This window comes from Burkholderia sp. MSMB617WGS, assembly GCF_001532025.2.
GTDB lineage: Bacteria > Pseudomonadota > Gammaproteobacteria > Burkholderiales > Burkholderiaceae > Burkholderia > Burkholderia savannae.
The window spans coordinates 2,525,585-2,551,153 of sequence record NZ_CP013457.1 but is presented as its reverse complement, the minus strand read 5'-3'; the positions used below and the strand labels follow the sequence as shown (position 1 = coordinate 2,551,153).

At 69.4% G+C, this 25,569-nt stretch carries 19 protein-coding genes and 1 pseudogene; 15 read left to right on the top strand and 5 right to left on the bottom strand.

The window, feature by feature from the left end:
- Positions 1 to 355 precede the first annotated feature (355 nt).
- From WT60_RS12490 to WT60_RS12430, 13 genes are all read left to right on the top strand, one after another.
- Positions 356 to 1,057, top strand: coding sequence for a TagK domain-containing protein (locus WT60_RS12490; RefSeq protein WP_060355365.1), 702 nt, complete (start codon positions 356 to 358; stop codon positions 1,055 to 1,057).
- Positions 1,054 to 2,070 carry a type VI secretion system accessory protein TagJ gene (locus WT60_RS12485; protein WP_060355366.1) on the top strand — a complete coding sequence of 339 codons (1,017 nt, stop codon included), beginning with the start codon at positions 1,054 to 1,056 and terminating at the stop codon, positions 2,068 to 2,070. The genes WT60_RS12490 and WT60_RS12485 overlap by 4 nt, the downstream gene beginning before the upstream one ends.
- Positions 2,057 to 2,635, top strand: coding sequence for a type VI secretion system baseplate subunit TssE (gene tssE, locus WT60_RS12480; protein ID WP_038751442.1), 579 nt, complete (start codon positions 2,057 to 2,059; stop codon positions 2,633 to 2,635). The genes WT60_RS12485 and tssE overlap by 14 nt, the downstream gene beginning before the upstream one ends.
- A 30-nt stretch (positions 2,636 to 2,665) precedes the next feature.
- Complete coding sequence (gene tssF / locus WT60_RS12475; RefSeq protein ID WP_038751390.1) at positions 2,666 to 4,555, top strand: type VI secretion system baseplate subunit TssF; 1,890 nt, start codon at positions 2,666 to 2,668, stop codon at positions 4,553 to 4,555.
- Positions 4,555 to 5,619, top strand: a complete 1,065-nt coding sequence (gene tssG, locus WT60_RS12470; RefSeq protein ID WP_060355367.1) for a type VI secretion system baseplate subunit TssG — start codon at positions 4,555 to 4,557, stop codon at positions 5,617 to 5,619. Before tssF (WT60_RS12475) ends, tssG begins: the two co-directional genes overlap by 1 nt.
- 73 nt (positions 5,620 to 5,692) lie before the next feature.
- Entirely contained in the window at positions 5,693 to 6,745 is a 1,053-nt protein-coding gene (locus tag WT60_RS12465) for a type VI secretion system ImpA family N-terminal domain-containing protein (RefSeq protein WP_060355368.1), read from the top strand.
- A 71-nt stretch (positions 6,746 to 6,816) separates the two neighbouring features.
- Positions 6,817 to 9,225: a type VI secretion system tip protein TssI/VgrG gene (tssI, locus tag WT60_RS12460; RefSeq protein ID WP_100185286.1), complete on the top strand. Its 2,409-nt coding sequence runs from the start codon at positions 6,817 to 6,819 to the stop codon at positions 9,223 to 9,225.
- A gap of 31 nt (positions 9,226 to 9,256) precedes the next feature.
- Positions 9,257 to 11,734 (top strand): DUF2169 domain-containing protein, encoded by a 2,478-nt coding sequence (locus WT60_RS12455; RefSeq protein ID WP_060355370.1) that lies wholly within the window; start codon positions 9,257 to 9,259, stop codon positions 11,732 to 11,734.
- A complete protein-coding gene (locus WT60_RS12450) occupies positions 11,731 to 12,813 on the top strand; it encodes a pentapeptide repeat-containing protein (RefSeq protein WP_038751381.1) in 1,083 nt (360 codons plus the stop codon). The genes WT60_RS12455 and WT60_RS12450 overlap by 4 nt, the downstream gene beginning before the upstream one ends.
- A 45-nt stretch (positions 12,814 to 12,858) precedes the next feature.
- On the top strand, positions 12,859 to 13,521 hold the full coding sequence (locus WT60_RS12445) for a DUF3540 domain-containing protein (protein ID WP_038751380.1): 663 nt from the start codon (positions 12,859 to 12,861) through the stop codon (positions 13,519 to 13,521).
- A 12-nt stretch (positions 13,522 to 13,533) separates the two neighbouring features.
- Positions 13,534 to 13,923: a PAAR-like domain-containing protein gene (locus WT60_RS12440; RefSeq protein ID WP_060820863.1), complete on the top strand. Its 390-nt coding sequence runs from the start codon at positions 13,534 to 13,536 to the stop codon at positions 13,921 to 13,923.
- Positions 13,924 to 14,283: 360 nt separating this feature from the next.
- A complete protein-coding gene (locus tag WT60_RS12435) occupies positions 14,284 to 14,499 on the top strand; it encodes a hypothetical protein (protein ID WP_060355371.1) in 216 nt (71 codons plus the stop codon).
- Between the two features lie 190 nt (positions 14,500 to 14,689).
- Complete coding sequence (locus tag WT60_RS12430) at positions 14,690 to 15,559, top strand: alpha/beta hydrolase (RefSeq protein WP_052145136.1); 870 nt, start codon at positions 14,690 to 14,692, stop codon at positions 15,557 to 15,559.
- A 460-nt stretch (positions 15,560 to 16,019) separates the two neighbouring features.
- On the opposite strand, the pseudogene WT60_RS12420 reads toward WT60_RS12430, so the two are convergent.
- The 3 genes and pseudogenes from WT60_RS12420 to WT60_RS33600 all read right to left on the bottom strand — a co-directional run.
- A pseudogene (locus WT60_RS12420) lies at positions 16,020 to 16,417 on the bottom strand (TolC family protein); the annotation flags it as partial.
- The gene (locus WT60_RS35160) at positions 16,404 to 17,423 is read right to left on the bottom strand and encodes a hypothetical protein (protein ID WP_236860820.1); all 1,020 of its coding nucleotides are present in this window, start codon (positions 17,421 to 17,423) and stop codon (positions 16,404 to 16,406) included. The pseudogene WT60_RS12420 and the gene WT60_RS35160, both read right to left, overlap by 14 nt.
- 521 nt (positions 17,424 to 17,944) lie before the next feature.
- On the bottom strand, positions 17,945 to 18,535 hold the full coding sequence (locus tag WT60_RS33600) for a hypothetical protein (protein ID WP_145986778.1): 591 nt from the start codon (positions 18,533 to 18,535) through the stop codon (positions 17,945 to 17,947).
- Positions 18,536 to 18,642: 107 nt separating this feature from the next.
- Here WT60_RS33600 and tssF (WT60_RS12395) point away from each other — a divergent pair, with 107 nt between their 5' ends.
- On the top strand, positions 18,643 to 20,493 hold the full coding sequence (tssF, locus tag WT60_RS12395) for a type VI secretion system baseplate subunit TssF (protein WP_060355375.1): 1,851 nt from the start codon (positions 18,643 to 18,645) through the stop codon (positions 20,491 to 20,493).
- A gap of 45 nt (positions 20,494 to 20,538) precedes the next feature.
- On the opposite strand, the gene WT60_RS12390 is transcribed toward tssF (WT60_RS12395), so the two are convergent.
- The gene (locus WT60_RS12390; protein ID WP_060355387.1) at positions 20,539 to 21,957 is read right to left on the bottom strand and encodes a hypothetical protein; all 1,419 of its coding nucleotides are present in this window, start codon (positions 21,955 to 21,957) and stop codon (positions 20,539 to 20,541) included.
- A 23-nt stretch (positions 21,958 to 21,980) separates the two neighbouring features.
- Positions 21,981 to 22,247, bottom strand: coding sequence for a PAAR domain-containing protein (locus WT60_RS12385; RefSeq protein WP_059582968.1), 267 nt, complete (start codon positions 22,245 to 22,247; stop codon positions 21,981 to 21,983).
- A gap of 521 nt (positions 22,248 to 22,768) precedes the next feature.
- Between WT60_RS12385 and WT60_RS12375 the strand changes: the two genes are divergently transcribed.
- On the top strand, positions 22,769 to 25,567 hold the full coding sequence (locus tag WT60_RS12375; protein ID WP_060355376.1) for a type VI secretion system Vgr family protein: 2,799 nt from the start codon (positions 22,769 to 22,771) through the stop codon (positions 25,565 to 25,567).
- Positions 25,568 to 25,569: the final 2 nt, after the last annotated feature.

Genomic DNA, 25,569 nt, shown 5'->3' with positions numbered 1-25,569 from the left:
GGTCAACTACCATAAATGGTAAGTCGGTCGAAAAATGGAGGATCGAACTTTTTTGTCAATCGAATCGGCAAATTGTCAAAAATTGCAAAGCTGTTATATTCCGTTATGGACAACGGCGAATTCCATGGCGCACACTGATTTAAAGCACGTGCCGCGTGAAATGCGGCGCGCCGGAAAATAGCGTCGCATCGAATAATTGATGTCGCCGAGGCCGATTGAATTACCGCCGGATTTCGTGTGGAATCTGTTTCCGGGTGCGAAAATCGGTGTCGAATGAAATTCTTTTTATTGAGATAACGAGAGCGGTTCGATTTAAGAACGATTTTCATCAATTTTTAAGTCAGTCGGATTTGCCATGCGAACTTTTAAACTGTTTCGCCGCAACGGGCAGGGCGCGCAATATGCCGAATCGGCATCGCGGGACGCCGGCGCTGCGTCTCGGGCCGCCGGCCGCCGCAGCGAATCGATCGTCGAGACGCTGCTGATCGGGCCGTCGGATACGGGCCAGGATGATTCGACGCATGACGGCGGCGCGGTGTTCGGCCTGATCGGGACGACGATCGCGGCGGAGGCGTTCGCTTCCCGTCCGGAGCGCGCTGCAACGGATGTTGCGACGGCGGCCGGCGCGCCCGCGCCTGCCGGGGATCTCGTGCATTCGCTGTACGAGCAGTACTGCAGGGCGCTCGAGGACCCGCAGGCGCCGCTGACGAGCGATTGGGCGGCCCGGCTGGCGGTCGTGCACGCGCCGTCGCCGGAGCCGGCCGTCGCGCGGATCGAGGAAGCCGACGGCACAGGCGCGATCGACGCGCTTCTGTCCGGCGCGCGCGTCCTCGACGACGCGTTCGGCTCGCTCGGCTCGGACGGCGCGCCCGATCCGGCGGGCGCGGATTCGACGCCGGAGGTCCTGCGGCTTTTCGCTCCGGCCGAATACCGCGCGGCGGCGGCGCGGCGGCCGGGCGGCCTGCCGCCCGCCCTGGCCCGGCGAGAGCACCATGCGCTCGCCATCGACAGCCCGCTGCCCGCGCCGGGCGCGGCCTCGAATCAGGACGCGCGATGACGACGCCGAACGCATCGGATGCGCGCGCCGCGGCGAAAGCCGATCTGCACGATCTGCCGATCGCCGCGCGGCTCGCGGAGATGGAACGGCGCGTCCGGGAGCAGCCCGCGAGCGCGGAGCACCGCTGGCCGCTGTTTCAGCTGCTGTGCGTGACGGAGCAGTGGGCGCGCGCGCTCGTGCAGTTGCAGGTGCATGCGCAGCTCGCGCCGCAGGATGCGCAGGCCGCGCAGGCATACCGCGATCTGATTCGCGCCGAGCGCTTGCGCGCCGAGGTGGTCGCCGGCCGCGCGCGGCCCGGATTCGTGTTCGATGCGCCGCGGTGGGCCGACGATCTGCTGGAGGCGCTGCGTGCCGCGTCGATCGGCCGGCGCGACGAGGCCGACCGCGTGCGCGAGCGGGCGCTCGATCAGGCGCCGCTCGTCGCGGGGCGCGCGCCGCATTCGGCGTTCGACTGGATCGCCGACAGCGATTCGCGGTTCGGCCCCGTGTGCGAGATCGTGACTGCCGGCCATTATCGGTGGCTGCCGTTTTCGGACATTGCCGCGTGGCACGTTCCGCGTCCGGCCCGGCTGATCGATCTCGTATGGGCGCCGTGCGCGGTGACGCTCGTCGACGGCGGCGCGGTGCGGGGCTTCATGCCGGCGCGCTATCCGGCGGCGGATGACGCGAACCAAGCGAACGAGACGAACGAGACGAACGAGACGAACGAGACGAACGAGACGAACGATGCGCACGAAACGAATGCGCACGCCGATCGAGGCGCGGCCGACGCGGCGCGCGAGATCGACGCGTTGCGCGTCGGCCACAGGACGACATGGCGCGAGGCCGGCCGTACCGGCGTGATCGCGCGAGGCCGGAAGACCTGGTCGACGAGCGCGGGCGACTACGGCCTGTTCGAGCTCGAGCGCTGCGCGTTCGGCGCGGCGGCGCGCGCGGCCGGGGCGGCGGATGGCGCGACGCACGATGCGGCGCACGGCGCGCCGCGCGAAGGGGACGGCGATGGACGAGCATGAGAAACGCGCGCCGGGGCCGGGCAAAGGCGGCGCGCGCCCGGGCGGCGCAGGCGTCGCGGCGCCGCGACGCGCGAACACGCATCTGCTGCCCACGCTGATCGACCGGCTGCGCGACGACGCGCCGCAGCGCCAGACCGAGGCACCCGGCGAATACGCGGTGACGCGCATGCAGATGCGCGGCATCGTCCAGCGCGATCTCGCGTTCCTGCTCAACACGATGAACATCGACGATCGCATCGACCGCGAGCGGTATCCCGCCGCGGCCGCGTCGACCGTCAACTTCGGCGTGCCGCCGCTCGCGGGCGCGTTCATGGCGGCGTGCAAATGGGCCGACATCGAGCGGATCATCCGCCGGGCGATCGCCGATTTCGAGCCGAGGCTGATCGCGGAAACGCTCGTCGTCGCGCCGTCGAAGGACGTCGAGGCGGGCGAGCGATCGAACGTGCTGTCGTTCGAGGTGCGGGGCATGATCCGCATGGACCCTTATCCGATCGAATTCATGGTCCAGAGCGCGCTCGATCTGGAAACGAGCCAGGTGAGCATTACCGGCATGCGCGCGGTCTGACGCGCGCGCCGACGACAAGGGGGACATCCGGTGGACCCGCGACTGCTCGACTACTACAACCAGGAACTGATCTACATGCGCGAGCTCGGGGCCGAGTTCGCGCACGCGCACCCGAAGATCGCGCGGCGCCTCGGCATGCAGGCGGGCGAGGTGGCCGATCCGTACGTCGAGCGGCTGATCGAGGCGTTCTGCTTCATGGCCGCGCGCATGCAGATCAAGCTCGACGCGGAGTTTCCGCGCTTCACGGGCCGGCTGCTGGAAGTGCTGTATCCGAACTACGTCGCGCCCACGCCGTCGATGGCGGTCGCGCGCCTGTATCCGAGCCGCACCGAAGGCAATCTCGCCGAAGGGTTTCGCATCGCGCGCGGCACCGCGTTCACCGCGCGCGTGCCGGCCGGCGAGAAGACCGCCTGCCAGTTCCGCAGCGGGCAGGACGTGACGCTCTATCCGCTGGAGATCGCGGAAGCGACGCTGACGGGCATCCCGCCCGACATCCCGGCGCTCGACCGCTACGTTGCGTCCGGCACGCAGGTGCGCGGCGCGTTGCGCCTGCGGCTGCGCACGACGGGCAACGTCCGCATCGCGGACCTGAAGGGGCTGGACCGGCTGCCGGTGTATCTGGCGGGCGACGAGCAGGTGGCCTCGCACCTGTTCGAACTGCTGCACGTGGCGGGCGTCGCGACGATCATCGCGGCGCCGGGCGAATTCGCGGCGCCGGGCCGGCCGCTTTACGCCGTGACGGCCGATGCGCTCGCCCACGAAGGGCTCGGCGCCGACGAAGGCCTGCTGCCGCTCACGTGGTCGAAGTTTCACGGGCACAACCTGCTGCACGAATACTTCGCGTGTCCGCAGCGGTTCTACTTCTTCGCGTTGACGGGCCTCGCCGACGGATTGCGCCGCGTGAGCGGCCGCGAGGTCGAGATCGTCGTGCTGCTCGACCAGTCGCCCGAGCGGCTCGAGAGCGTCGTCGACGCATCGCGCTTCGCGCTGTTCTGCACGCCCGTCGTCAACCTGTTCGCGCGCCACACGGACCGGATCGAGCTGTCGACGGGGCAGAGCGAATTTCACCTGGTGCCGGCGCGCCTCGCGCCGCTCGACTACGAGGTGTTTTCCGTCGAGGCGATGCACGGGCAGGTCGCGGCCACGTCCGCCGAGCTCGAGTTCCGGCCGCTTTACCAGACGCTCAACGACGACGAGCACAATCATGGACGCTATTTCTCGACACGGCGCGAGCGTCGGCTCGCATCGGACTCGGCGCGCCGCTACGGCACGCGCACGCCTTATGTCGGCACGGAGATGTTCGTATCCCTCGTCGATCAGAACGAGGCGCCTTATAGCGAGGAAATCCGCTACCTGTCGGTCGACGCGCTGCTGACGAACCGCGACCTGCCGACCCTCGTGCCGCGCGACGGCGTGCGCGACCTCACGATCGTCGAATCCGCGCCGCTCGAAAGCGTCGGCCTGATCCGCGCGCCGACCGCGCCGAAGGCGCCGTATGCGGAGCGCGAGACCGCGTGGCGGCTGATACGCCAGCTCAATTTCAACTATCTGCCGCTCGACGAGCTCGATCACCGCGCGGGCGGCCAGGGAATGCGCGATCTGCTGCGTCTGTTCGTGACGGGCGACGAGGCCGACAATCGCCGGCAGATCGAGAGCCTGATCGGCGTGAAGACGCGGCCCGTGACGAGAAAGCTGCCGGGCGCGGGCCCGCTCGTCTTCGGGCGCGGCATCGAATGCTCGCTCACCGTCGACGAGCCGGGTTTTTCCGGCGTGAGCCCGTACCTGTTCGGGCTGGTGCTCGAACACTATCTGGCGCGGCACGTGTCGATCAACGTTTTCACGCAGACCGAGCTGCATTCGGTCCAGCGCGGCCGCATCGCGCGCTGGCCGGTGCGCATGGGCGCGCGGGGAGGCGCTTGATGGAACACGCATCGCACGACGCCGCGCTCCCGCCGCGGATGCACGAACGCCTGAAGGCCGAGCCTTGGCGCTACGGCTTTCTGACGCTGCTGCGGCGCGTCGGCGCGAATCCTCGCCTCGATCCGATCGGCACCGCGAAGCGTCCGCGCGCCGAGCCGTTCAGGCTCGGCCAGCAGCCGAGCCTCGCGTTCGCGCCGCGCGAGATCGCGAGCGTCGGCGGCGCGAACGGCCGGCTCCGGGTGCGGCTGTTCGGCCTCGGCATGCTGGGGCCGAACGGGCCGCTGCCGATCCACGTGACGGAGATCGCGCGCGATCGCGAAGAGAGCCGGCGCGACACGACGCTCGGCGATTTCCTCGACCTCTTTCACCACCGCTATCTGACGCTGCTGTATCGCGCGTGGGCGTCGGCGCAGGCGGCGGCGGGGCTCGACAGGCCGGGCGACGAGCGTTTTTCCTTTTATGTCGCGAGCCTCACCGGGCAGGACGCGGCCGACATCGCCGCGCGCCCGCTGCCCGCGCACGCGCGCCTGTCGGCGTCGCCGCACCTGGTGCGCGAGGCGCGCAATCCGGATGGCCTGCGCATGACGCTCCAGCGTTACTTCGGCGTGCCGGTGACGATCGAGGAGAACGTGTTCCACTGGATTCGGGTGGACCCGGCCGAGCACAGCCGTCTCGGCCGGCCGGGCAGCGCGTCGGTCATGGCCGAAGGCGCGATGCTCGGCGAGCTGGTGCCGGACCGGCAGCACAAATTCCGCATCGTCGTCGGACCGCTCGACATCGACGCCTATCTGCGCTTCACGCCGCAGGGCGAGGATTTGCCGCGGCTCGTCGAATGGGTGCGGGCGTTCGTCGGCTACGAGTTCGAATGGGAGCTCGAGCTGCGCATCAAGCCGAACGGCGCGCCCCCCGCGGTGATGAACGGCCCGCAGCAGCTCGGCTGGTCGGGGTGGCTCGGGCGCTCGCCAGCCGAGGCGCCCGTCACCGGCATGCGTTTCGAACCCGAGCGGTATGCGGACCGGTTCCGGCGCGATGGCGGCCCGACGCCCGCCGATCGCCCGATTTGAGAGGTGAGCGATGAGCAGCAGAAAACCGGCCGGTCAATCCGCGCCCGCGCGAACGCCGAAGGCCCCGGACTGGATGGCGAGCGTCGATGCGGACGCGCCTTGCGGAGCGGACCTTGAATACGATCCCGAATTCGTCGTGCTGTCGGCGAAGGTCGCGCCCCGCTCGGACGCGCAGTACGGCGACTTCGTCGGGATGCCCGAACCCGTGAACTGGAGCGACGTCGACCGCGACTGCCGTCGGCTGATGACGCGCAGCAAGGACATGCGCGTCGCGGTTCTGTTCGCCCGGTGCCGCACCCGGCTCGCCGGCGCGGCCGGGCTGGCCGAAGGCGTCGGCCTGCTCGCCGCGTGGCTCGCCGCGTTCCCCGATGCGATTCATCCGCGGGCCGACGTCGACGCGGATCGCGACGCGGCGCTCGAGATCCGGATGAATGCGCTGCAGGCGCTGACCGATTCCGACGGCCTGCTCGCGGACGTGCGCGAGATCGTGCTGATCGGCGCGACCGCGACGCGCCTGCAGGTGCGCGACGTGGAGCGCGCGTTTGCGCAACCGCGCCCGGGCGACGCGCTCGCGCCCGAATCCGTCGCGCGCCAGCTCGCGGATCTGCGCGCGCAGCAGCCGGCCGCGCTCGCGGGCTTCGACGAAGCGCTCGCGAGCGCGGCCGCGATTCGCGCATGGAGCCGCGCGCATCTCGGCGCGTATGTGCCCGATCTGTCGGCGCTCGAAGGGCTGCTTCGACATGTCGCGGGGCGAGGCGCGCGCACGGACGACGCGGCCCCGGCGCCGGCCCCCGCCGATGCGCCGCCGACGCAGGAGGCGGGCCGCGTGCGAGCGGACCGCCCCGCGCGGGCTCAGGCGAAGGCTCACGCTCAGGCGTCCGTCGAACGCGAGGCGGCGCCGACGGTCGAGTCGAACGAACGCGGCGCGGTCGCGACGCCGCTCGATCGCTACGCCGCGCGCGCGTTGATCCGGGAGGCGCGCGAGTGGTTCGAGCAGCACGAGCCGAGCAGTCCGATTCCGGTGCTGCTCAGGCGCGCCGAGTATTTCGTCGGCAAGCGCTATGCGGAAGTGGCGCGGGCGATTCCGGTCGAGCTGCTCGCGCAGTGGGGCGACGGCGAATCCTGATCGCGCATGGGCGCGAAGCGCGCCGATTGGCGTCGCTCGCCGATAGACGACGTTCCTGAAGGAGGGCAGTCATGCCGAATTTACCCGCCGCTCGCACCGTCGAGATCAGCGGCCCCGCGTTGCCGACGTTGCCGTCGGGCGAGCCCGCCCTTCGGCTGAGCGCGATCCGCGGCAGCGAAAAGCTGTCGGAGATCTACGCGTACGCGCTGGAGTGTCTGACGCCGCCGGATTCGACGCTCGCCGACGAGCAGGCCGCGAACCTCGACTTGAAGGCGATGATCGGCAAGGCGCTGACGGTGACGGTCCAGCTCGAAGGCATGGGCTCGTTCGTGGCGGGCATGCCGGGCATGTCCGGCACCGCCCACATCGGGCAGGGCAAGCGCGAGATCAGCGGCATCGTGACCCGGGCGAGCTTCGCGGGCCCGTTGAACCGGCAGTGCCGATACCGGCTGACGATGCAGCCGTGGATCTATCTGGCCGACCAGCGCTCGGACTACCGGATCTTCCAGAACCGGAGCGTGGACGAGATCATCGACGAAGTGCTGAACGCGTACTCATATTCGTACGACAAGCGGTTGAGCGGCCGGTATCCGAAGCTCGCGTTTCAGGTGCAGTACGGCGAGACGGATTTCGCGTTCATTCAGCGGCTGATGCAGGAGCACGGCATCTACTGGTTCTTCGAGCACTCGAACAAGGTGCATCGGATGGTGCTCGTCGATCACCTCGGCGCGCACGAGCCGGTGGCGAGCGCCGCGTACCGCACGCTGAAGTATTACCCGCCCGGGCACAAGATCGATCGCGAATACATCGACGCGTTCGATACGGCGGAGTGCCTTCAGCCCGGCCGCTGGACCACGAGCGATTTCGATTTCGAGAAGCCGAACGCGCGTCTTCGCGTCGAGAACGCGCTGCCGCAGGAGACGGCGCACAACGGGCTCGAACGGTACGAATGGCCGGGCGATTATGCGAACCCCGAGCACGGCGAGCATGTCGCGCGGGTGCGCATGGAGGAACTGCGCGCGCAGGGCGAGCGCGCGTCGGGCGGCGGCAACGTGCGCGACGTCGTGTGCGGCACCACGTTCTCGCTCGAGGGCTATCCGTGCGCGAGCGCGAATCGCGAGTATCTGGTGCTCGGCGCGTCGTTCGAGGCCGAGGAAACGGGCGGGGCGACGGGAACAGGCGACCATCGGATCAGCGCGTCGTTCGTCGTGCAGCCGGCGACCACCGTGTTCCGGCCGCCGCGCACCGTGCGCAAGCCGCGCACGCGCGGGCCGCAGACCGCGGTCGTGACCGGGCCGCCAGGGCAGGACATCTGGACCGATCAATACGGCCGGGTCAAATTGAAATTCCACTGGGATCGCTCGGCTGCGCGCGACCAGAATTCGTCGTGCTGGGTGCGCGTGTCGTATGCGTGGACGGGGAACAACTACGGGGGCGTCCACATTCCGCGGATCGGCTCGGAAGTGATCGTCGATTTCGAGAACGGCGATCCGGACCGGCCCATCGTGACGGGGCAGGTCTACAACGCGCTGCACATGCCGCCGTGGCCGCTGCCGGACCACGCGACGCAAAGCGGGATGCTGAGCCGCACGCCGGCCGGCAGCGGCGAGAACGCGAACATGCTGCGCTTCGAGGACAAGGCGGGCGAGGAGCAGGTCAAGCTGCACGCGGAGCGCAACTACGACGTATCCGTCGAGCGGGATTCGACGATCGCCGTCGGTCGCAAGCACTTGACGCTGGTGGGGCTGGAGCTGCCGCCCGTGTCGTCCACGCGCTCGCCGCTGGATCGGCTGATCGAGGTGCTGCGGCTCGGGGGCGCGCCGCGTCCCGCCGCGCCGGCGCAGCAGCCTGCGCCGCAGCAGCAACACCAACAGCAGCAACACCAACAGCAGCAACACCAACAGCAGCAACACCAACAGCAGCAACACCAACAGCAGCAACACCAACAGCAGCAACATCAGCAACAGCAGCAACAGCAGCAACATCAGCAACAGCGGCAACCACAGCCGTATCAGCAATTGAAACGGCAGCGGCAGTTCCAATGCGCGGGCGCGTTTCAGGCGCTCGCCGCGAATGTCGCGAGCGCGCTGCAGGGCATCGTGGCCGTGCTCTCGGACCCGTCGATGACCGCATCGGCGCGCACCGTGCAAGGCGCGTCGACGTCGGTCGTGTTCGGCGACACGCAGGGCGTGAACGTCGGCAACAAAGTGACGGTCACGAGCGGAGACACGCACGCGGAAGTCAATGGAACGGCTTCCGCGAAGAACGCGAACAGCGTCTCGCTGAACGGCACGAGCACGAGCGTCACCGGCTATTCCACGGGCGTGACCGGAGCGAGCGTCACCACGCTGGGATTCGGCGTCTCGACGAACGGAACAACGGTCACGACGAATGGCGCGACCATCGGTTCGACGAGGGTGGCGATCGCAACTAAAGCGAACGATTACACCTTGATCGAAGGAATCAAGATCTCCTTCTGACCGAAGCCGCCCACAAGCCTCAGGCCGTCAAATGAAAATCATCAAACCCTTCAGGATCAGCCCGCTGACCCGTCTCTACCGGATGCACGGACAAGAGCATCTCGGCGTCGCCGCGCTGATGGCCGCGACCTTGGGCGAGCATCCGCAACTGCTGACGGACTCGGCACTCTGGAATCTGGCCGGCGAAGCGCTGCGCGGCTACACGCTCGACATGGCGCTGCCGAAGCCGTGCCCGGAATTCCTCGTCTGCGGATATGCGTACGGGAAACATGCGGGCGAGCGCAGCGGCGGCGCATGCGAGGTCGGGATCGGCGTCGCCGGCGTGGAAAAGCGGCTGCGGATATCCGGCGACCGGCAATGGGCCGGCGGGCGCGTCACGCCCGCGCGGCCGTTCGAGCAGTTGCCGCTCGACTGGGAATTCGCGTACGGCGGCGCGGGCTTCGCTGACAATCCGCGAGGCCGCGGCGCGGAGCCGTCGCAAGACGGCGTCCGCCCTCTGCCCAACATCGAATACGCGCACAGCCCGATGCGTTTTCCCGACGAGCTTCCCGCGCCCGCCGGCTTCTGTCCGATCGACGCGACGTGGCCGCAGCGCGCGAGCCTGTCCGGCGAATACGACCGGCAATGGCTCGAAACGGATTTTCCCGGCTTTCCGCGCACGCTCGATCCGCGCTGCTTCAACATCGCGCCCGCGGATCAGCAATTGACGGGGCTCGCCGAATTTCCGGACGGCGTCGCCTACGAACTGACGCATCTGCATCCCGATCACGCGGTATTGACGGGGCGCGTGCCGGCGCTGCGCGCGCGGTCGTTCGTCGTGCGCGCCGGCCGCGAGACGCCGGAGGAAATTCCGATGCGCTTGACGACCCTATGGTTCATTCCGCACCGCGAGCGCGTCGTGATGATCTATCACGGCGCGACGGCCGTCGCGCAGTTCGACGCGAGCGACGTGCAGGCATTGCTGCTCGGCGCCGACGCGAGCGGGCAGCCGAGGCCGCCCGAATGGTATCGGCAGGTGATCGAGTGGCGCACGCGACACGACAAGGCCGTGCTGTACGCGCTGCGCGATCGGGATCTGCTGCCCGAGCGCTATCTGCCGGCGGATTCGCCGGCTGAGCCCGCGGCCGCGACGCAGGGTGCGAGGCAGCGGCTCATGCGGGACCGGCTGAGCGCGTTTGCGGACGCGCGTCCGGTCGAGGAGCCCCGCCTCGATCAACTGGTCGAGTTCGTCGAGCGTCAGGAAGCGGCGGCCGACGAAGCGCGCGCGCGGCTCGAGGCGATGCGGCGCGATCTGCCGTCCGGGCGCGAAGCGCCGGCCGCGAAGCGGCGCGGCCCGCCGGCGCCGGCCGTTTTTCATGGCGACGGAGACGAGGCCGGGCAGGCGGCCGCCACCGATTGGTCGGGCATGCAGAAAATGCAACGCGATGCGCACGAGAGCCTTCGCAAGCTCTACCTGCAATCGGCCCAGCATCAGGACGCGCCGGACCGGCTGAGCGAGGCGGCGTCGGAATCGCGGCGCGCGTTCGTCGCCGCCGCCGTCGCGGCGGGGCGCTCGCTCGAGGGCGTCGACCTGACGGGCGCGGATCTTTCCGGCATGGATCTGCGCGGCGCGCGGCTTGCCGGCGCGATGTTCGAGAGCGCCGATCTGAGCGACGCCGATCTGTCGGGCGCGATCGTCGATCACGCCGTGCTGGTGCGCGCCGGTCTGAGCCGGACGCGGTTCGTCAACGCCGATTTGACGGGCGCCAATCTCTCGCTCGCGGCGTGCGACGAGACGGACTTCTCGGGCGCGAACCTGAGCGATTGCATCGTCGAGCGCGTGCGGTTGCGAAAGTGTCGATTCGAAGGCGGCATCTTGTCGGACACCCGGTTCGGCGATTGCCGCTTCCATGAAGTCGATTTCAGCCGCGCCACGCTGCGCAATCTGATCGTCGTCGATCAATCGTTCGAGAACGTGAACTTCTCGAACGCGACGATCCGCAAGATGCTGCTGATGAACTGCTCGCTCGCCGACGTTCGGTTTTCGGCGGCCGACATCGACGGATTCGGAATCGTCGACGCGCGCACGCAAGCGCCGCTTCGCTTCGACGCGGCGAATCTCGTGAAGGCGTGCTTCGTCCAGCGCTGCGACGTCGCGCGCGCCGATTTCTCGTTCGCGACGCTCAGTGAGGTCAATTTTCGCGAAGCGGATCTCGACGCGGCGGATTTTCACGGGGCGCGCATCGGCAACTGCGACTTCACCGACGCGCGCCTGCGGGCCGCCAATCTGCGCGGCGCGAAAAGCGAAGGCAGCCACTTCGTGCGAACCGACTTCACCGGGGCCGATCTGCGGGACACCGATCTGATCGCCGCGTACCTGCGCGGCGCGACGCTGGACGGCGCCGATCTGCGCGGGGCCAATCTGTTTCGCGCGAATCTCTCGGAAGTCCTGTCCGACGGCGATACGCAATGGGCGGGCGCGTATCTCGACCACGCGATGCGGTTCCCGGCAGCGCGAGCGCGCCAATGAGAGCGAGCCTCGAGCAATTGCGCGACGCCGTCGCCCAAGGCCATGTGATCAAGGGCGTCGTGATCGATTCGGCGAACCTCGACGGGCAGGATTGGTCGGCAGGCGTGTTCGAGCAGGTGCGGTTCGCCGGCGTCGCGATGCGGGGCGCGCGGCTCGGCGAAGCCGTCTTCAACGAATGCGAATTCCGCAGCGTCGACATGCAATGCGCGGATTTGTCGAAGTGCACGTTCCACGCGTGCCGGCTCGACGATGTGAACCTCTCGGAAAGCCGCCTCCACGGGTTCACGATGAGCTCGACGGTTGCCGCCGGCGTGGATTTTCGCCTCGCGCACGCGCACGGCTTCAACTGCCTGCAAAGCGATATCGGCGATTGCAGCTTTCAACGCGGGCGCATCGAATCGTCGGTGTTCAGCGAGACGCGGCTGGGGCGCGCCGATTTCACGGCGGCCGTCGTCCGCAAGGCGGTCTTCTTCCAGCTCGATCTGACGCAGGCGATCTTGCGCGACGCGACCTTCAGCGACGCCGTCTTCGTCGAAGCCGATCTTGCCGGCCAGTGCTTGCGCGGCCAGCGGATGCATCGCTGCCAGTTCGCCGGCGCGAATCTGACGAACGTCGATTTCACCGCCGCCAATCTCGCTTACTGCAATTTCCAGCGCGCCAGGCTGAGCGGCGCGCGGCTGGACGAAATCGACGCACCGTACGCGGTGTTCGTCGAGGCCGACGCGCAGGGCGCCGTGTGCCGTCATGCCGCGCTGGAGGGCAGCCTCTGGGTGCGGGCCGACATTCGGCAAGCCGACTTCACCGGCTCGACGCTGGAGCGGGCCGTGCTCCAGCACGCGCGATGCGGCGCGTCGCGCTTTTCGCGGGCGCGCCTCGCGGGCGCGGATTTTTCCGGCGCGGATCTGACCGGCGCCGAATTCGACGGCGCGGGTTTCGCGCGAACCCTGTTTCACGACGCGGTCGCGCCCGACATCGCATGGCACGCGCATCCCGGCGCGCTGGCGCGCGATTCGGCGTTGTCGGAGGCGCAAGCGTGGTCGCGGCGACGAGACGAAGCGCTGCGTCGCGAGCGCGAGTGAGAACGGCGCGGGCGCGATCGATCCGTTTCGAACCGAGGAGGAAACATGAATCCGACCGTGATGGAAGCACCGCGCAGCCGCGCCGCGCCTGCGATGCAAGAGAAAGCGGCGACGGTCGCGGATGCGCTGTCCGACGGCTCGTTCGTCGTCGAATGCGAAGGCGCGAGCGTTCGCTGCCGGCGCGCGTTCAGCTGTCTCGTCGAGCCGCGAGCGGGCGACCGCGTCGCGATTTGCACGGCCGATGCGCGATGCGTCTACGTGACGGCGATCCTGGAGCGCCCGAACGCGGACGCCGTGCACGTGTGCGTTCGGGGCGACCTCGTGCTGGAGGCGACGCAAAACGTCTATCTGAAGAGCGACGGCGCCCTGTGCCTGACGGGGCGGGAGCGCGTATCGGTCAGCGCGGAGCGGCTGGCCTTGTCGGCCCTCGACGCGTCGCTGTCCGCCGACAAGACGACGCTCGCCAGCGCGGAAGTTCACGGCCGGCTCGGGACGATTCGTCTGATCGGCCGGATGCTGGAGACGGTGATCGACCACGTCGCGCAATCGTGCCGAAGCAGTTTCCGTTCGGTTGAGACGGTCGAGCACTTGCGGGCGGCGCAGATCGATCACGCGGCGAGCGGCAACCTGCGCCTGCATGCGAAGAACGCGCTGCTCACGGCCGAGCGGCTGTCGAAGATCGATGCCGGGCAAATACATCTGGGTTAGGAGGGTGCTGAGATGGTGATGGTGAATTCGAGCGCGGGCGGCGAAAACATGGCGACGAGCGTCAACCTCACGCCGCCGGCGGGCGCGCCCGCTCCTTATCCGAACAGGGCTTCGCGCGCGAGCGCGATACCGAATGTCACGAACATCTTCGTGGGCGGCGGTCCCGCCCACAACGTCGCGACGATCATTCCGATGTCGAGCGGCGACAGCGCGGGGGCGATGGGCGGGGCCGCGTCCGGCACCGTGTCGAGTGTCTCGCGCAACGCCCGGGGCGCGAGCAAGACCCTGATCGCCGGCATGCCGGCCACGCGCATGACCGACCCGACGCAGCAGAACAGCGGCAATACCATCGGTGCGGGTAGTTCTCCCAGTCAGACCATCGTGTTGAATCTGAGCGGTTGAAGGATTCGCGCGCCGCTTGGAACACGGCTCGGAGACGCCGCGCGAGGCGATTTCCGGTCGATGTCGCCGGGCTTCGAACTCGGGCTTCGAACTCGGACTTCGAACCGGCACGAAAGCCGCGCTGGCGATCGGGACGCGCCATTGCCACAGTGCAAACGCATCGCCGCGCTTGCGCCGAGCCCGAGTGCATGCGAGCGGGCCGGCATCTTCCCGTTTGAAACCGGCATGCCCGGGCGTCGCGACAACGATCGAAGCCGGGGGCGCGCATGCGGTGAAATGCGAGCGGGCATATCGAAGAGCGGATCGCGTTCGGGTTGAAACAGCGCGAGCATGCGGCAGTCGACTTGAAAGGCCGACACGATGCGTTTTGAAGCGTCGCTCACGGGCGGCGCGAGCCACGAATTTCATGAGCGCTTCGTCTATGGCCGCGAGGCGTTCGCACCGGATGCGCAGGCATTCGAAGTGATGCGGCCGTGCACGGATGCGCCTGACGGCGCAGCGGGTTTCGCCGCGACCGCTTCCGGGCGGCTCGCGGCGGCGGGCGGACTGCGCGGCGATGCGGGCGGCGTGCAGTAGCCGTGCAGTGGCTGTGCAACGGACATGCGGCGGACATGCGGCGGACATGCAATGGCCGGCGATGACGGGACGTAAAAAGCGGACAGCGCCGCATCGAATCGGCGCACTTTCCGGATAGACGGCGCCGGTGGGCGCCGCCACAATCGGATGCCATGCGTTTTCCCACATTCCGAATATCGGCGGATCGACGATGGAACGACTGTATCGCGGCATGGGCCGCGCGGCGCTCGACAGGGCGTACAACAACACTCGGGCGATTGCGAATTTCCCGGCGGTATTGGCCGATTTCCGCACGCGCAGCGCCGCGCTGTACGAGCGCGTTCGCGGCCGGCGCGACTTGCGCTACGGCGATCGGCCGCGCGAGCGTTTCGACTGGCTTCCCGGCGGCCGCGCGAACGCGCCGACCTTCGTGTTCATTCACGGCGGATATTGGCAGAACTGCGCGAAAGAGGATTTCGCGTTCGTGGCGCACGGGCCGCTCGCACGCGGATTCAACGTCGTGCTGGCCGAGTACACGCTTGCGCCCGACGCGTCGATGACGCAGATCGTCGACGAAATCGGCCGCTTGATCGATCATCTGCGCGCCGATCGGGACGGCCTCGGCACCGCGGGACGGCCGCTTTGCCTGAGCGGGCATTCGGCGGGCGGACATCTGAGCGCGTTGCATCGCGGCCATGCGTTCGTGACGAGCGCGCTCGCGATCAGCCCGCTCGTCGATCTCGAACCGATCAGCCTGTCGTGGCTCAACGAGAAACTGCAGTTGAGCGAGCGCGAAATCGCGGCCTACAGCCCGTTGTGGCACGTCGGAAAGGGCGCGCCGACGGTCGTCGCGGTCGGCGCCGACGAACTGCCTGAGCTCGTGCGCCAGGCGGACGACTATACGGCTGCGTGCGCGGCGGCGGGCGAGCCGGTATGGGGCGCCCACGTGCCGGGCTGCACGCATTTTTCCGTGCTGGACGATCTGGCGCAGCCGAACGGCACGCTGATGCGTCTGCTCGACGCGGCCATTGCCGGTTCCGGGCACGGCGGCGACGAGCGGGCAGACGAAGAGCGCCGGTAGGCGCGGCGGACTTACGCGGCGGACATAGGTGGCGGACGTAGGCGGCGGAAATAGGCGGCGCAATTAGGCGGCCGACGCGCACGGCGGGCATGCGCGGCGCAGCATCGCGCATCGCGGCCGGCTCGGGCATGGAGCCTTCCCGAGTTGCGCCGCGACGGAACGCGGTTCCGGTTCGCGATCCTTATCGTTGCGCCGTTTCCTGCGCTTGCGCGACCGTCCCCGTCGCGAGCGCGAGCGACGCCGCGGCCGACAGCGCGGCGCTGTAGCTGTCCGCGTAAGCGGTCCGCGCCGCAAGCAGGCCGTTCTGCGCGAGCATTGCGTCGGTGATCGATCCGACGCCGTGCCGATACGCGTCGAGCGCGGCGTCGTAGGTCGTCTGTGCGGCGTCGACGAGCGCCGCCGCCGCCGCCTCGTGCGATGCGAGGCTCGTGCGCAGCGCGTTCTGCCCGGCGAGATAGCCGCCCATCGCGGCCGCCGACAGTTGCGGCAGATACGCGGCCTTCGCGATGCCGGCTGCGAGCGCCGCGTTGCGCGCGTCGTTCCAGGCGATGCGCGTCAGCGGATTCGTCGATTCGGCGAGGTCGATCAGCTCGGGCAGCGTGTACGCATGTGCCGGATCGAGCGCGCGGCGGGCGGCACCTCGGCGAGCGCGCCGTTCGCGGGCAGCGTGTAATCGCCGCGCGCGACGCTCGCTGCGGGCGTCGATGATCCGGGCACGATCGCGCCGGCGACGTCCGTCTGCGGCCGCCACGGGCGATCGGGTGCGTCGGGCGCCATGTCGAGCGATGACGTCGCGCAGCCCGCGAGGCCGGCCACGGCAAGCGCGATCGACAGTGACATCGGATTAAGCGCGCGCATGATTCGTCGGCTCCTTCGATACGTCTCGTTGTCGCGCGGTCTCGGCGAGGCGGGCGAGGCGCGCGTCGATCAGGTTCAGCAGCGTGCGTCGCGGCGCGTCTGCGTCTGCGGTTTCGGTTTCGGCATTGGCTCGGGCTTCGGCTTCGGCTTCGGCTTCGGATTCGGATTCGGATTCGGATTCGGATTCGGATTCGGATTCGGCATGGCGGGTTGCGGCGTCGCTTGCGCCGAGCGCGTGCGGCGTCACGGCGGGTGCGGTGGATGCGGTGCCCGGCGGGGCAGCGTGCGTGTCGGCGGCGTGCGGCGCATCGGTTGCGGCATCGCGCGCTTTTGCATGCGTGTCATCGCCTGCATCGCCCGCATTCGCACTCGCGTCATTGCCTGCATCGCCCGCATTCGCACTCGTGTCATTGCTCGCATCGCCCGCATTCGCGCTCGCGTCATCGCCTGCATCGCGCGCGTTCGCACTCGCGTCATCGCCTGCATCGCCCGCATTCGAGCTCGTGTCATTGCCCGCATCGCTTGCATTCGCACTCGTGCCGTCGCCCGCATCGCTTGCATTGCGCGCGACGCGGCGCAAGCGCGCATCGACGTCCGCGAGGCCATCCTCGCCCGCTGCGCGTTCGGCGAGCAGGAACAGCGGGCCTTCGAGCGCGTCCAGTTCCGCGAGCGTCCGCCGCCGGCTCGCGACCCGGTCCGGCGCCGGCCGCACCCACGACGGCGCATAGTGGATCAACCCGAGGTCCTGCCGCAGGCTCGCGTGCTGCGCGAGCGCCGCGGCGGTTTGCGTGCGGCGCGAGTCGGCGTCCTTCGCGCGCGCGATGCGCGCCCATTGCGCGACGAGCGCGGCCGCCGCGCCGATCACGGCGCTCAGCAGCCAGCGCGGGAAATACGCGCCGAACAGCACGTACGAAGGCGCGCCGCGCGAGCCGCAGCCCTCGAGCGGCGCGCATAGCGCGAGCGTCGCGGCGACGCCCGGTAGCGGAAGCGATTTTCGTTGTTTCATCGAGTTCATGCCCGAGCGTTTGACGTGACGGCGATACGCGCGGCCCGCCGGCATCCTGCGGCACCTGACCGTGCGGCTCTTCCTGCGCGCCCGGCGGGGCGCGTCGCTGCGCCGAGGGCTCGGCGGCGGTTGCGGCACTTGCTGATCTTCGTCGGCACTCCTGCGCGTCGATGCATTGCGTGCCGCGCGCGGCACGCCGCAAAAATTCTAACCCAGAGCCGGGGAGGCGCCGCTCGGCGAGCGTGGCGGACGACGTGCGGTTCGGGCCGCTCGACGGCGATGGCTCGGAGGATTGCCGGAGCGGCATCGAGGCGACGTCGAGGCAACGTCTAGGCGGTATCGAGGCGGTATCGAGCCGACGTCAAGGCAACGTTGAGGCGACGTCGGTATCGGCGCGACGCGGGTTGTCGGCGCGATCGCGCGAATGCCGTTCGCCGCGCTGCCCGATGGGCGTCGCGGAGAGGCGAAGTGCGGAATGAAGGAGGCTGCGCGGTTCGTTCGTCATCTTTCCCGTTGCGCACTCATTGTCTTCCCATCGGGGGCGCCGCGTCGGTCTGCTGCGATTGCGCGCAATCGCGCGTCGTCCGCGTCGCTTGCTCGGCGCCGAGCGCCTCGATCGCACGCCGGTCCTGCTCGGCGTTCGCCGCGAACGCCGAGACGTCTGCAATCGCGCGACGCCTGAAGCCGCGATGCGCGTCCGGGCGCTGATCGAGTCGAAGCGCGCGGTGAGCGGGCGAGCGTCTGGCCGACGGTGACAGCACCGAGCGCGCGCGTCCGCTCGCACCAACCTCACCGGCCGCACCGGCCGCACCGGCCGCACCGACCTCACCGATCTCACCGACCTCACCGACCTCACCGACCTCATCGACCTCATCGACCTCACCGACCTCACCGGCCGCATCGACCGCACCGACCGCACCGACCGCGCCGACCGCGCCAATCGCGTCGTCACCCGTCGCGTCCGTCGTCGCGCGTCGCCGCCCTGGCGCGCGTTCGCCGCGGATAGCCCGATCGGCCGACGCGCGGGCCGCGGCGTGGACTGCACCCGAATGTTCCGGTAAAGTTGGCCGTCGCGTCGGCCCAGGCTGATTGCCCGCGCAACGTTCGTCCATTCGGGCCCGCACGGCGGTCCGGCCGTTCGCGCTTTCGCCGAACGCATGGTGAGCCGTGCCGTCGGCATCGGCCGACCGGCGTGCGACGGCACTTTCGAGAACCGCTGATGGATGAACTCCTCTCTTACTACGAACGGGAACTGGCGTTCCTGCGCCGCCATGTGCGCGATTTCGCCGAGCGCTATCCGAAGATCGCGAGCCGCATGCAGCTCGCGAGCGGCGCCGACGGCAGCAGCGAGGACCCCCAGGTCGAGCGGTTGTTCGAGTCGTTCGCGCTGACGGGCGCGCGCGCGTCGCAGCACATCGAGGACGATTACTCCGAATTCACGAAGGCGTTCGTCGAGGTGCTGTACCCGCATTATCTGCGCGCGTTTCCGTCGTGCTCGATCGCCGCCTTCGACGTCGACGCGAGCCGCGCGGCGCAGATGTCGGCGGCAGTCGTCGTGCCGCGCGGCACGCAGCTGTACAGCCGGCCCGTCAAGGGCGCGAAGATGTTCTTCCGCACTGCCTACGATGTGACGCTGTCGCCGCTGCAAGTGAGCGCGGCGCGCTTTCACGCGATGCCGCAGGCGCCGATGTCGTTCCGGCTGCCGCCGAACGCGGGCGCGCAAATCTCGCTCACGTTCGCGATCCGTTCGCCGCACGCGTGCGTCGCCGACCTGAAGCTCGACACGGTTCGCCTGTACGTGCGCGGCGAGCCGCTGCTGAGCGCCGCGCTGCGCGACGCGCTGTCGTTGCACGCGGTGCACGCGTATGTCGAATCGGCGCAGAGCGGGCGCTGGGCGGCGCTCGGCCGCGTGCCGTTCTCGGCCGCCGGCGTGTCGCGCGACGACAGCCTGATTCCCTGTCCGGACACCGTGCATCCCGCGTATCCGCTGCTCACGGAGTATTTCGCTTTTCCCGAGAAGTTCGGCTTCTTCGATTGCGATCTGCGTGAGGCCGGGCGGCTCGGCGGACGGCAATTCACGCTCCATTTGCTGCTGAAGGACATCCCGGCCGATTCCGCGAAGGCGAGCGTGCTCGAATCGCTGAGCGCCGAGCACGTGCGGCTCGGATGCACGCCGGTGATCAACCTGTTCGAGACGTCCGGCAAGCTCGGCGCGCAGCCGGGCGCGGCGTCGGGCACGCACATGTATCCGCTCGTCGTCGACAAGCAGAATGCCTACGCGTACGAGGTCTATTCCGTCGACGCGGTGACGCAGGTCGAGGACACGCCGCAGGGCGAGCGGATCACGGCGTTCCGGTCGCTCCATTCGCTGTACCACGGCGGGCACGCGGCGCGGGCGTCGTCGTACTGGCGCATGCGGCGCGACGCGCTGATCGCGAGAAGCGAGCCGGGGCACGAACTGTCGCTCGGCTTCGTCGACGGCGCGCTCGACCCGGTCGCGCCGCCGCCCGGCGTCGACTTCAAGCTCACGTGCAGCAATCGCGACTTGCCGGAGCAACTGCCGCACGGCGCGCCGGGCGGCGATCTGATGATGGAGGGCGGCACGCTCGCGAGCCGGATCAGCCTGCTGCAGCGGCCCACGCGGCCGCTTCGTTTGCGCGACGACCGCGGCGCGCTGTGGCGCCTGATCTCGCAACTGTCGCTGAATTCGCTGCTGCTCGCGGGCGGCGCCGGCGCCGTGCGCGACATGCTGAAGCTTCACGACCTGCAGGAGTCGCCGGCTACCGTCCGGCAGATCGCGGGCATCGTCGACGTGTCGCAAAAACCCGTGACGGCGTGGGTATCCGAGAAGCCGTTCGCGAGCGTCGTGCGAGGGCTCGAGATTCGCATCACGGTCGACGAAGACTGCTTCGCCGGTACGGGCGTCCACACGTTCGCGCAACTGATGGATTGCCTGCTGAGCCAGTACGTCGCGCCGAACGGCTTCACGCAGCTCGTGCTCGTGTCGAGCCGGACGGGCGACGCGCTGTGCCGGCGTGCGCGCCGCTCGGGCGGCGGATTTCTGATCTAGACGCGCGACGCAGCCGCGGCGCACGCGCGGCCGGCTTCGGCGTGCTCAGGCGGCGGCTGCGAGATCCGGCCCGATCGGCTCGGGCGTGACGAGCATGACGCCGCGCGCAGCCGGATCGCCGATCGACGCCGCGAACGTCGGCTGCCGTTCTTCGTTCGCGCGCCAGCCGGCCACAGCGAGCGCGCCGAGCGCGAGTGCCGCGCCGCTTTCTCCGTTCGCGACGCCGAGATGCCGGCAACGTTCGCGGCCGTCGTCGGGCCAGGTTCGCTCGACGACGCCCGCGATTTCGGTGCGGCTGCCGCCGCGCTGGTTGGCGTCGCTCACGAGCCCGCAGCCGGACAGATCGAGCTCGGCCGATGCGGTCTGCGTGCGCGCCGCGTCGAGCAATTGCGCGAGCGTATCGGATTGCGGCTCGGCCGCCGCGTCGCCTGCGGCGCGGGAGCGAGCCGCGACGAGCCGGTGAATGCGCGGCGCGTCCATCGCATCCGCCGACGCGGGATGCGCGAGCAGCAGCGCGCAGGCGCCTTCGCCCGGAACGCGGCCGTTCGGCCGGTTGTGTCCGTACAGGCTGCCGTTGTCGTCGAGCGCGCGCACGGTCGCGTCGCTCAGTGACGAATCGCACGCGAGCACGACATGGCGCGCATCCGACGGCTGGTGATGGAGCGACACGATCAGTTCGTCGACGATCGTCCATGCCTGCACCGGGTCCGCGATCATGCGGGTCTGCACGCGCTCGACGCCCGGCATCCAGCGTTCGCGCGCGACGTGCGCGTCGAGCCACGCGGCGAGCGTGGCCGCCACCGGCTGCCAGCGCTCGGGCAGCAGCAGATGCAGCTTGAGCGGCTCGGCAACGCGGGATGCGCCGCCCGTCGACAGCACCGCGTGGCGCTCGAGCAACTCGTCGAGCGCGTCGGCGGCGAGCATCAGCGCGCGCCAGTGCTCGTCGTTCAGCGCGGCGCCCGTGCCGGGCGGCAGCAGGCTTTCGTCGAAGTGGTCGAGCGAGACCGACGCCACGCCGCTCGCGAACACGCCCGCGCCGTCCGGGCGGCGCAGCTCGGGGTGCAGGCCGACGGCGGTTTCGTTGCGGGCGGCGTCGTCGGCTTCAGCCGTCGTCGCGCCCGTCGGAAATCTCACGCTGCTATCGAGCAGCGCGAGCGTCCACCTGCGCTGCGCCGCTTCGTCCGCGGCCGGTGCGGCATGGGCAGCGTGCGGGCCATGGGCGGACGCCGCCATGGCGACGGCCTGCGATGCGGCGGCGGGTGCTTCACGCAGCCGGCCGACGGCCTTGCGCGCCCACGCGACGCACGCGGCGAGCAGCGACGGCAGCGCGATGCCGTACACCAGCAGCTCCGTCCCGCTCGGCGGGTGATACGTCGCTTTCCAGTAAACGATCGTCGCGATCCAAACCAGAACGAATACCGCGGCCACGAGGGCCGTCTTGCTCAACCACGCGCGCTGCTTCATGCGATTCCCCGTCGATGCATTCGTCACGCCGCGTCGCCGCCCGTGTTCGACTGGCTCGCGATGAGCGCCGCGCCGCAGGCTGTCCGGTAGCCGTCGCGCGCGACGCCTTCGTTGTCGATGATCATCGTGTCGTCGCCTTCGACGATGTGGTTCGATCCGTGGATCGGACACGAGACCTTGTCGTTGCGTCGCGCGATGCCCTTGCCGTGGATCGCGGACGTCGCGGCCGCCGTCGTGACGGTGCCGCCGTGGCTGTGCTTGTCGCCGAGCACGATGAACGGGCGTGCCATGGTGTGGTCTCCTTCGGGACGCTCGGCGGGCGTGCGTCGAGCGGGTCGGTTTCCGCCCGCGCTCGGCGCGGGCGGGGCCGATTTTACCGGCTAATCGCCATTGGCGACGATATCGGAATTTGGCTGGCGGAATTAATTACCTCGGCGGCAATATTTACTGAGCGACTTTGGAAATCGTCCCGTTCGCGGCAGTACGAAACATTTTCATTTTGAGATAGCGCCCGGTTGCGCGTTTTTGCTCGGGTTTCGTATCGGTGTCCTATAGCCTAGCGCCGCCGCGTAATTTAAAATAGTGCGCGATAAATGGGGGACCTACCGTCCGGCGGCCTTGGCGGCGGGGCGCGTCCCGGTGATTCGGCAAGCCGGATCGCATCGCGCGCAATCGGGGTTTGGCTACGCTGCATTATCGCGATCGTTCGAGGGTGGTGATCGCGCTGCGCAGTGGTTTTATCCGTTGTCCCGTTTTCGTCGCAACGAGCCGTATTCAAAAAATAGTCGAACTCCGAGAGAGCGGGATTCTCATGAGCGTGATCACGCAATTCACGTCGCTTTTCAGCGCTGCCAATTGTCTCTATTCCCTCGACGGCCCGGGCGAGCTCGCGTCGCTGCAGATCGAGCGCTGGGCGGGCCGCGAGACGCTCTCCGAGAATTTCCAATGGGACGTCTACGCGCTCGCGACCGATCCCGGCCTCGACCTCGAGGCGATGCTCGGGCAGCGCGTGACGATCCGCACCGCGCTGCCGCACGGCGCGAGTGCCGTGCGCAGCGGGCTCGTCGCGCAAGCCGAATGCATCGGCTATGACGCCGGCCTCGCGCGCTATTACCTGCAGCTCGTGCCGTGGCTCGCCGCGCTCGCGCACGGGCGCGACGAGCGTACGTTCGTCCGGCAGGGCGTCGCGGACGTGCTCGGCGCGGTGTTCGCGCCGTACGGCGCGATCGCCCGCTGGCGCTTCACGGCGGACGCGAACCAGCGCGTCGCCGAACTCGGCGCGCGCGACTACCGCGTGCAATACCGCACCCATACGCATTTCGATTTCGTTCGGCACGTGCTGGCCGAAGCGGGGCTCGGCTTTTGCTTCGTCGAAGACGCGGATGCGCCGGCCGGCCACGCGATGCTGATTTTCGACGACAGCACGCAACTGCCCGAGGACGAGACGTCCGCGCGCGCGGGCGGCGTGCCGCAGCGCCTGAGCGGGACGGCGACGGAACCGGACGACGTGATCGTCGGCATCGGGCAGTCGCTGTCGCTGAGCGCGGATCGCGTCACGCTGATCAGCAGCGACTACCGCAGCAACCAGTCGACGAGCGCGACGGCGAGCCTCGGCAATCCGGCCGGATCGCGCGAGCTGTACGACGACGTTGGGCCCGAAGCGTTCGACAGCCTGCGCGAAGCCGAAGACACCGCGCGCCGGCACGCGGAGGCGATCGTTTCCGCGGCGCGCTTCTGGACGGGCTACAGCACGTTGCGCACCGCGCGCGTCGGCCGCGCGCTGCGCATCGCGGGCGCGACGTGGCGCATGCCGCGCGGCGGCGCGCAAGCGCCGGATGCGTTCGTGCTCACCCGCATCGACGAGGTCGGCGTCAACAATCTGCCCGCGACCGTGATGGAGCGCGTCGAGCGCGGCCTCGGCCCGCTGCCGCTCGCGGATCTCGACGCGCGCGTGCTCGGCCAGGCGAAGGCGGGCGGCTACGCGAACCGGTTCGACGCCGTGCCGCGCGAGCAGGCGTGGCGCCCGACACTCGACGACGGCACCGGCCAGCGGCTGAATCCGGCGCCGACGGCGCTCGGCGCGCAGACGGCGATCGTCGTCGGGCCGCAGGGCGAGCCGCGGCCGGGGGCGACGGGGCCGGTCCACACCGATGCGCAGGGCCGGCTGCGGCTGCGCTATCACTGGCAGGCGGACGGCGATTCGGGCACGTACCCGACGCGCGCGATGCAGCGCCTCGCGAGCCAGGGGCACGGGTTGCAGCAGACGCAGCGGATCGGCCACGAGGTGCTCGTGCAGTTCGTCAACGGGCTCGTGCATCGGCCGATCGTGCTCGGCGGGCTGTTCAACGGGCGCGGCGAAGGCGGCGAGGCGCCGACGCCGGGCGGCGAAGCGGGGCAGCCGCTCGACGAATCGGTGTATGCGCAGGCGGGCGATCACGCGACGAGCGCGCAAGGCAATCTCGCGGGCGGCCACAGCCCCGCGTGGCACGGCGCGGGCGGCGGCGCGAAGCGCCACCGTCACGCCGGCGCGCTGTCCGGCTTCAAGAGCCAGGGCTTCGACGGCCAGGGCCACAACCAGCTCGTCGCGGACGATACCGACCGCATGGGCCGCATGCAGATGGCGACGACGCACGCGGCGACGCAGCTCAACATCGGCCACCTGCGCCATCAGGCCGACAACTATCTCGGCAGCTTTCGCGGGCAGGGCGTCGAGCTGCGTTCGGACGCATACGGCGCGTTGCGCGGCGCGCGCGGCATGCTGATCTCCAGCTATGCGCCGACGGGGCCGTCGCAACCGGCGGGCGACGTGTCGGCGCTGCGGTCGCTGCTCGGCCAGCAGGCGACGCTCGCGAAGCTTCTCGACCAGGCGGCCGATACGCACAAGACCCTGCCGTTCGCCGCGCAGCGCGGCGCGCAGCAGGCCGGGCAATCGTCGATGAACGACGCCGCCGCGCCGCTCGACGCGCTCAAGAAGAGCCTCGCGACGACGGTCGGCGCGGACGGCTACGCGCAAGCGGCGGCCGACGCGTCGAGCCGCTCGGCGGGCGACGCGCTGCCCCATACGGGCGACGCGGTGCTCGGGATCGAAGCGAAGGGCGGCCACGGATTGCTCGCCGGCCAGTCGCTGCAATGGGCGGCGGGCGAGACGCTGACGGTCGGCAGCGGCAACGACACGAACCTCGCGGTCGGTCGGACGCTGCGCATCCACAGCGGGCAGGGGATCGGCTGGCTTGCCGGCGCGAGCGCGGCGAGCGGCGTCGGCATGAGCGTGATCTCCGGCAAGGACGATCTGACGCTGCAGGCGCAGCATGACGCGATCGCGCTGCGCGCGCGCGACGACCTGAAAGTGGCTTCCGTCGGCGCGGACGTCGAGATCGCGGCGAGGCAGACCGTGCACCTCGCGGTCAGCGGCGGCGCGCATCTGACGATCGAAGGCGGCAACGTCACGTTCGGCTGCCCGGGCTCGCTCGTCGTGCACGCGGCGCAGCATACGTTCGTCGGCCCGGATCAACTGGATGCCGCGCTGCCGCAGTTTCCCGAGAAGGTGTGCGTCGAGTGCCTGAAGCACGCGATGCAGTCGGGCAGCGCACTGGCCGGCAAGGCGGTTTGAGC

What these genes read in the sequence shown, in the direction of transcription:
- tssI (WP_100185286.1), top strand. Translation starts at nt 6,817, where the DNA reads ATGCCGAATTTACCCGCCGCTCGCACCGTCGAGATCAGCGGCCCCGCG.
- WT60_RS12375 (WP_060355376.1), top strand. Translation starts at nt 22,769, where the DNA reads ATGAGCGTGATCACGCAATTCACGTCGCTTTTCAGCGCTGCCAATTGT.
- tssG (WP_060355367.1), top strand. Translation starts at nt 4,555, where the DNA reads ATGGAACACGCATCGCACGACGCCGCGCTCCCGCCGCGGATGCACGAA.
- WT60_RS12430 (WP_052145136.1), top strand. Translation starts at nt 14,690, where the DNA reads ATGGAACGACTGTATCGCGGCATGGGCCGCGCGGCGCTCGACAGGGCG.
- WT60_RS12485 (WP_060355366.1), top strand. Translation starts at nt 1,054, where the DNA reads ATGACGACGCCGAACGCATCGGATGCGCGCGCCGCGGCGAAAGCCGAT.
- WT60_RS12455 (WP_060355370.1), top strand. Translation starts at nt 9,257, where the DNA reads ATGAAAATCATCAAACCCTTCAGGATCAGCCCGCTGACCCGTCTCTAC.
- tssE (WP_038751442.1), top strand. Translation starts at nt 2,057, where the DNA reads ATGGACGAGCATGAGAAACGCGCGCCGGGGCCGGGCAAAGGCGGCGCG.
- WT60_RS33600 (WP_145986778.1), bottom strand. Translation starts at nt 18,535, where the DNA reads ATGGACGAACGTTGCGCGGGCAATCAGCCTGGGCCGACGCGACGGCCA.
- tssF (WP_060355375.1), top strand. Translation starts at nt 18,643, where the DNA reads ATGGATGAACTCCTCTCTTACTACGAACGGGAACTGGCGTTCCTGCGC.
- WT60_RS12440 (WP_060820863.1), top strand. Translation starts at nt 13,534, where the DNA reads ATGGTGATGGTGAATTCGAGCGCGGGCGGCGAAAACATGGCGACGAGC.
- WT60_RS12465 (WP_060355368.1), top strand. Translation starts at nt 5,693, where the DNA reads ATGGCGAGCGTCGATGCGGACGCGCCTTGCGGAGCGGACCTTGAATAC.
- WT60_RS12450 (WP_038751381.1), top strand. Translation starts at nt 11,731, where the DNA reads ATGAGAGCGAGCCTCGAGCAATTGCGCGACGCCGTCGCCCAAGGCCAT.
- WT60_RS12445 (WP_038751380.1), top strand. Translation starts at nt 12,859, where the DNA reads ATGAATCCGACCGTGATGGAAGCACCGCGCAGCCGCGCCGCGCCTGCG.
- WT60_RS12490 (WP_060355365.1), top strand. Translation starts at nt 356, where the DNA reads ATGCGAACTTTTAAACTGTTTCGCCGCAACGGGCAGGGCGCGCAATAT.
- WT60_RS35160 (WP_236860820.1), bottom strand. Translation starts at nt 17,423, where the DNA reads ATGAAACAACGAAAATCGCTTCCGCTACCGGGCGTCGCCGCGACGCTC.
- WT60_RS12435 (WP_060355371.1), top strand. Translation starts at nt 14,284, where the DNA reads ATGCGTTTTGAAGCGTCGCTCACGGGCGGCGCGAGCCACGAATTTCAT.
- WT60_RS12390 (WP_060355387.1), bottom strand. Translation starts at nt 21,957, where the DNA reads ATGAAGCAGCGCGCGTGGTTGAGCAAGACGGCCCTCGTGGCCGCGGTA.
- WT60_RS12385 (WP_059582968.1), bottom strand. Translation starts at nt 22,247, where the DNA reads ATGGCACGCCCGTTCATCGTGCTCGGCGACAAGCACAGCCACGGCGGC.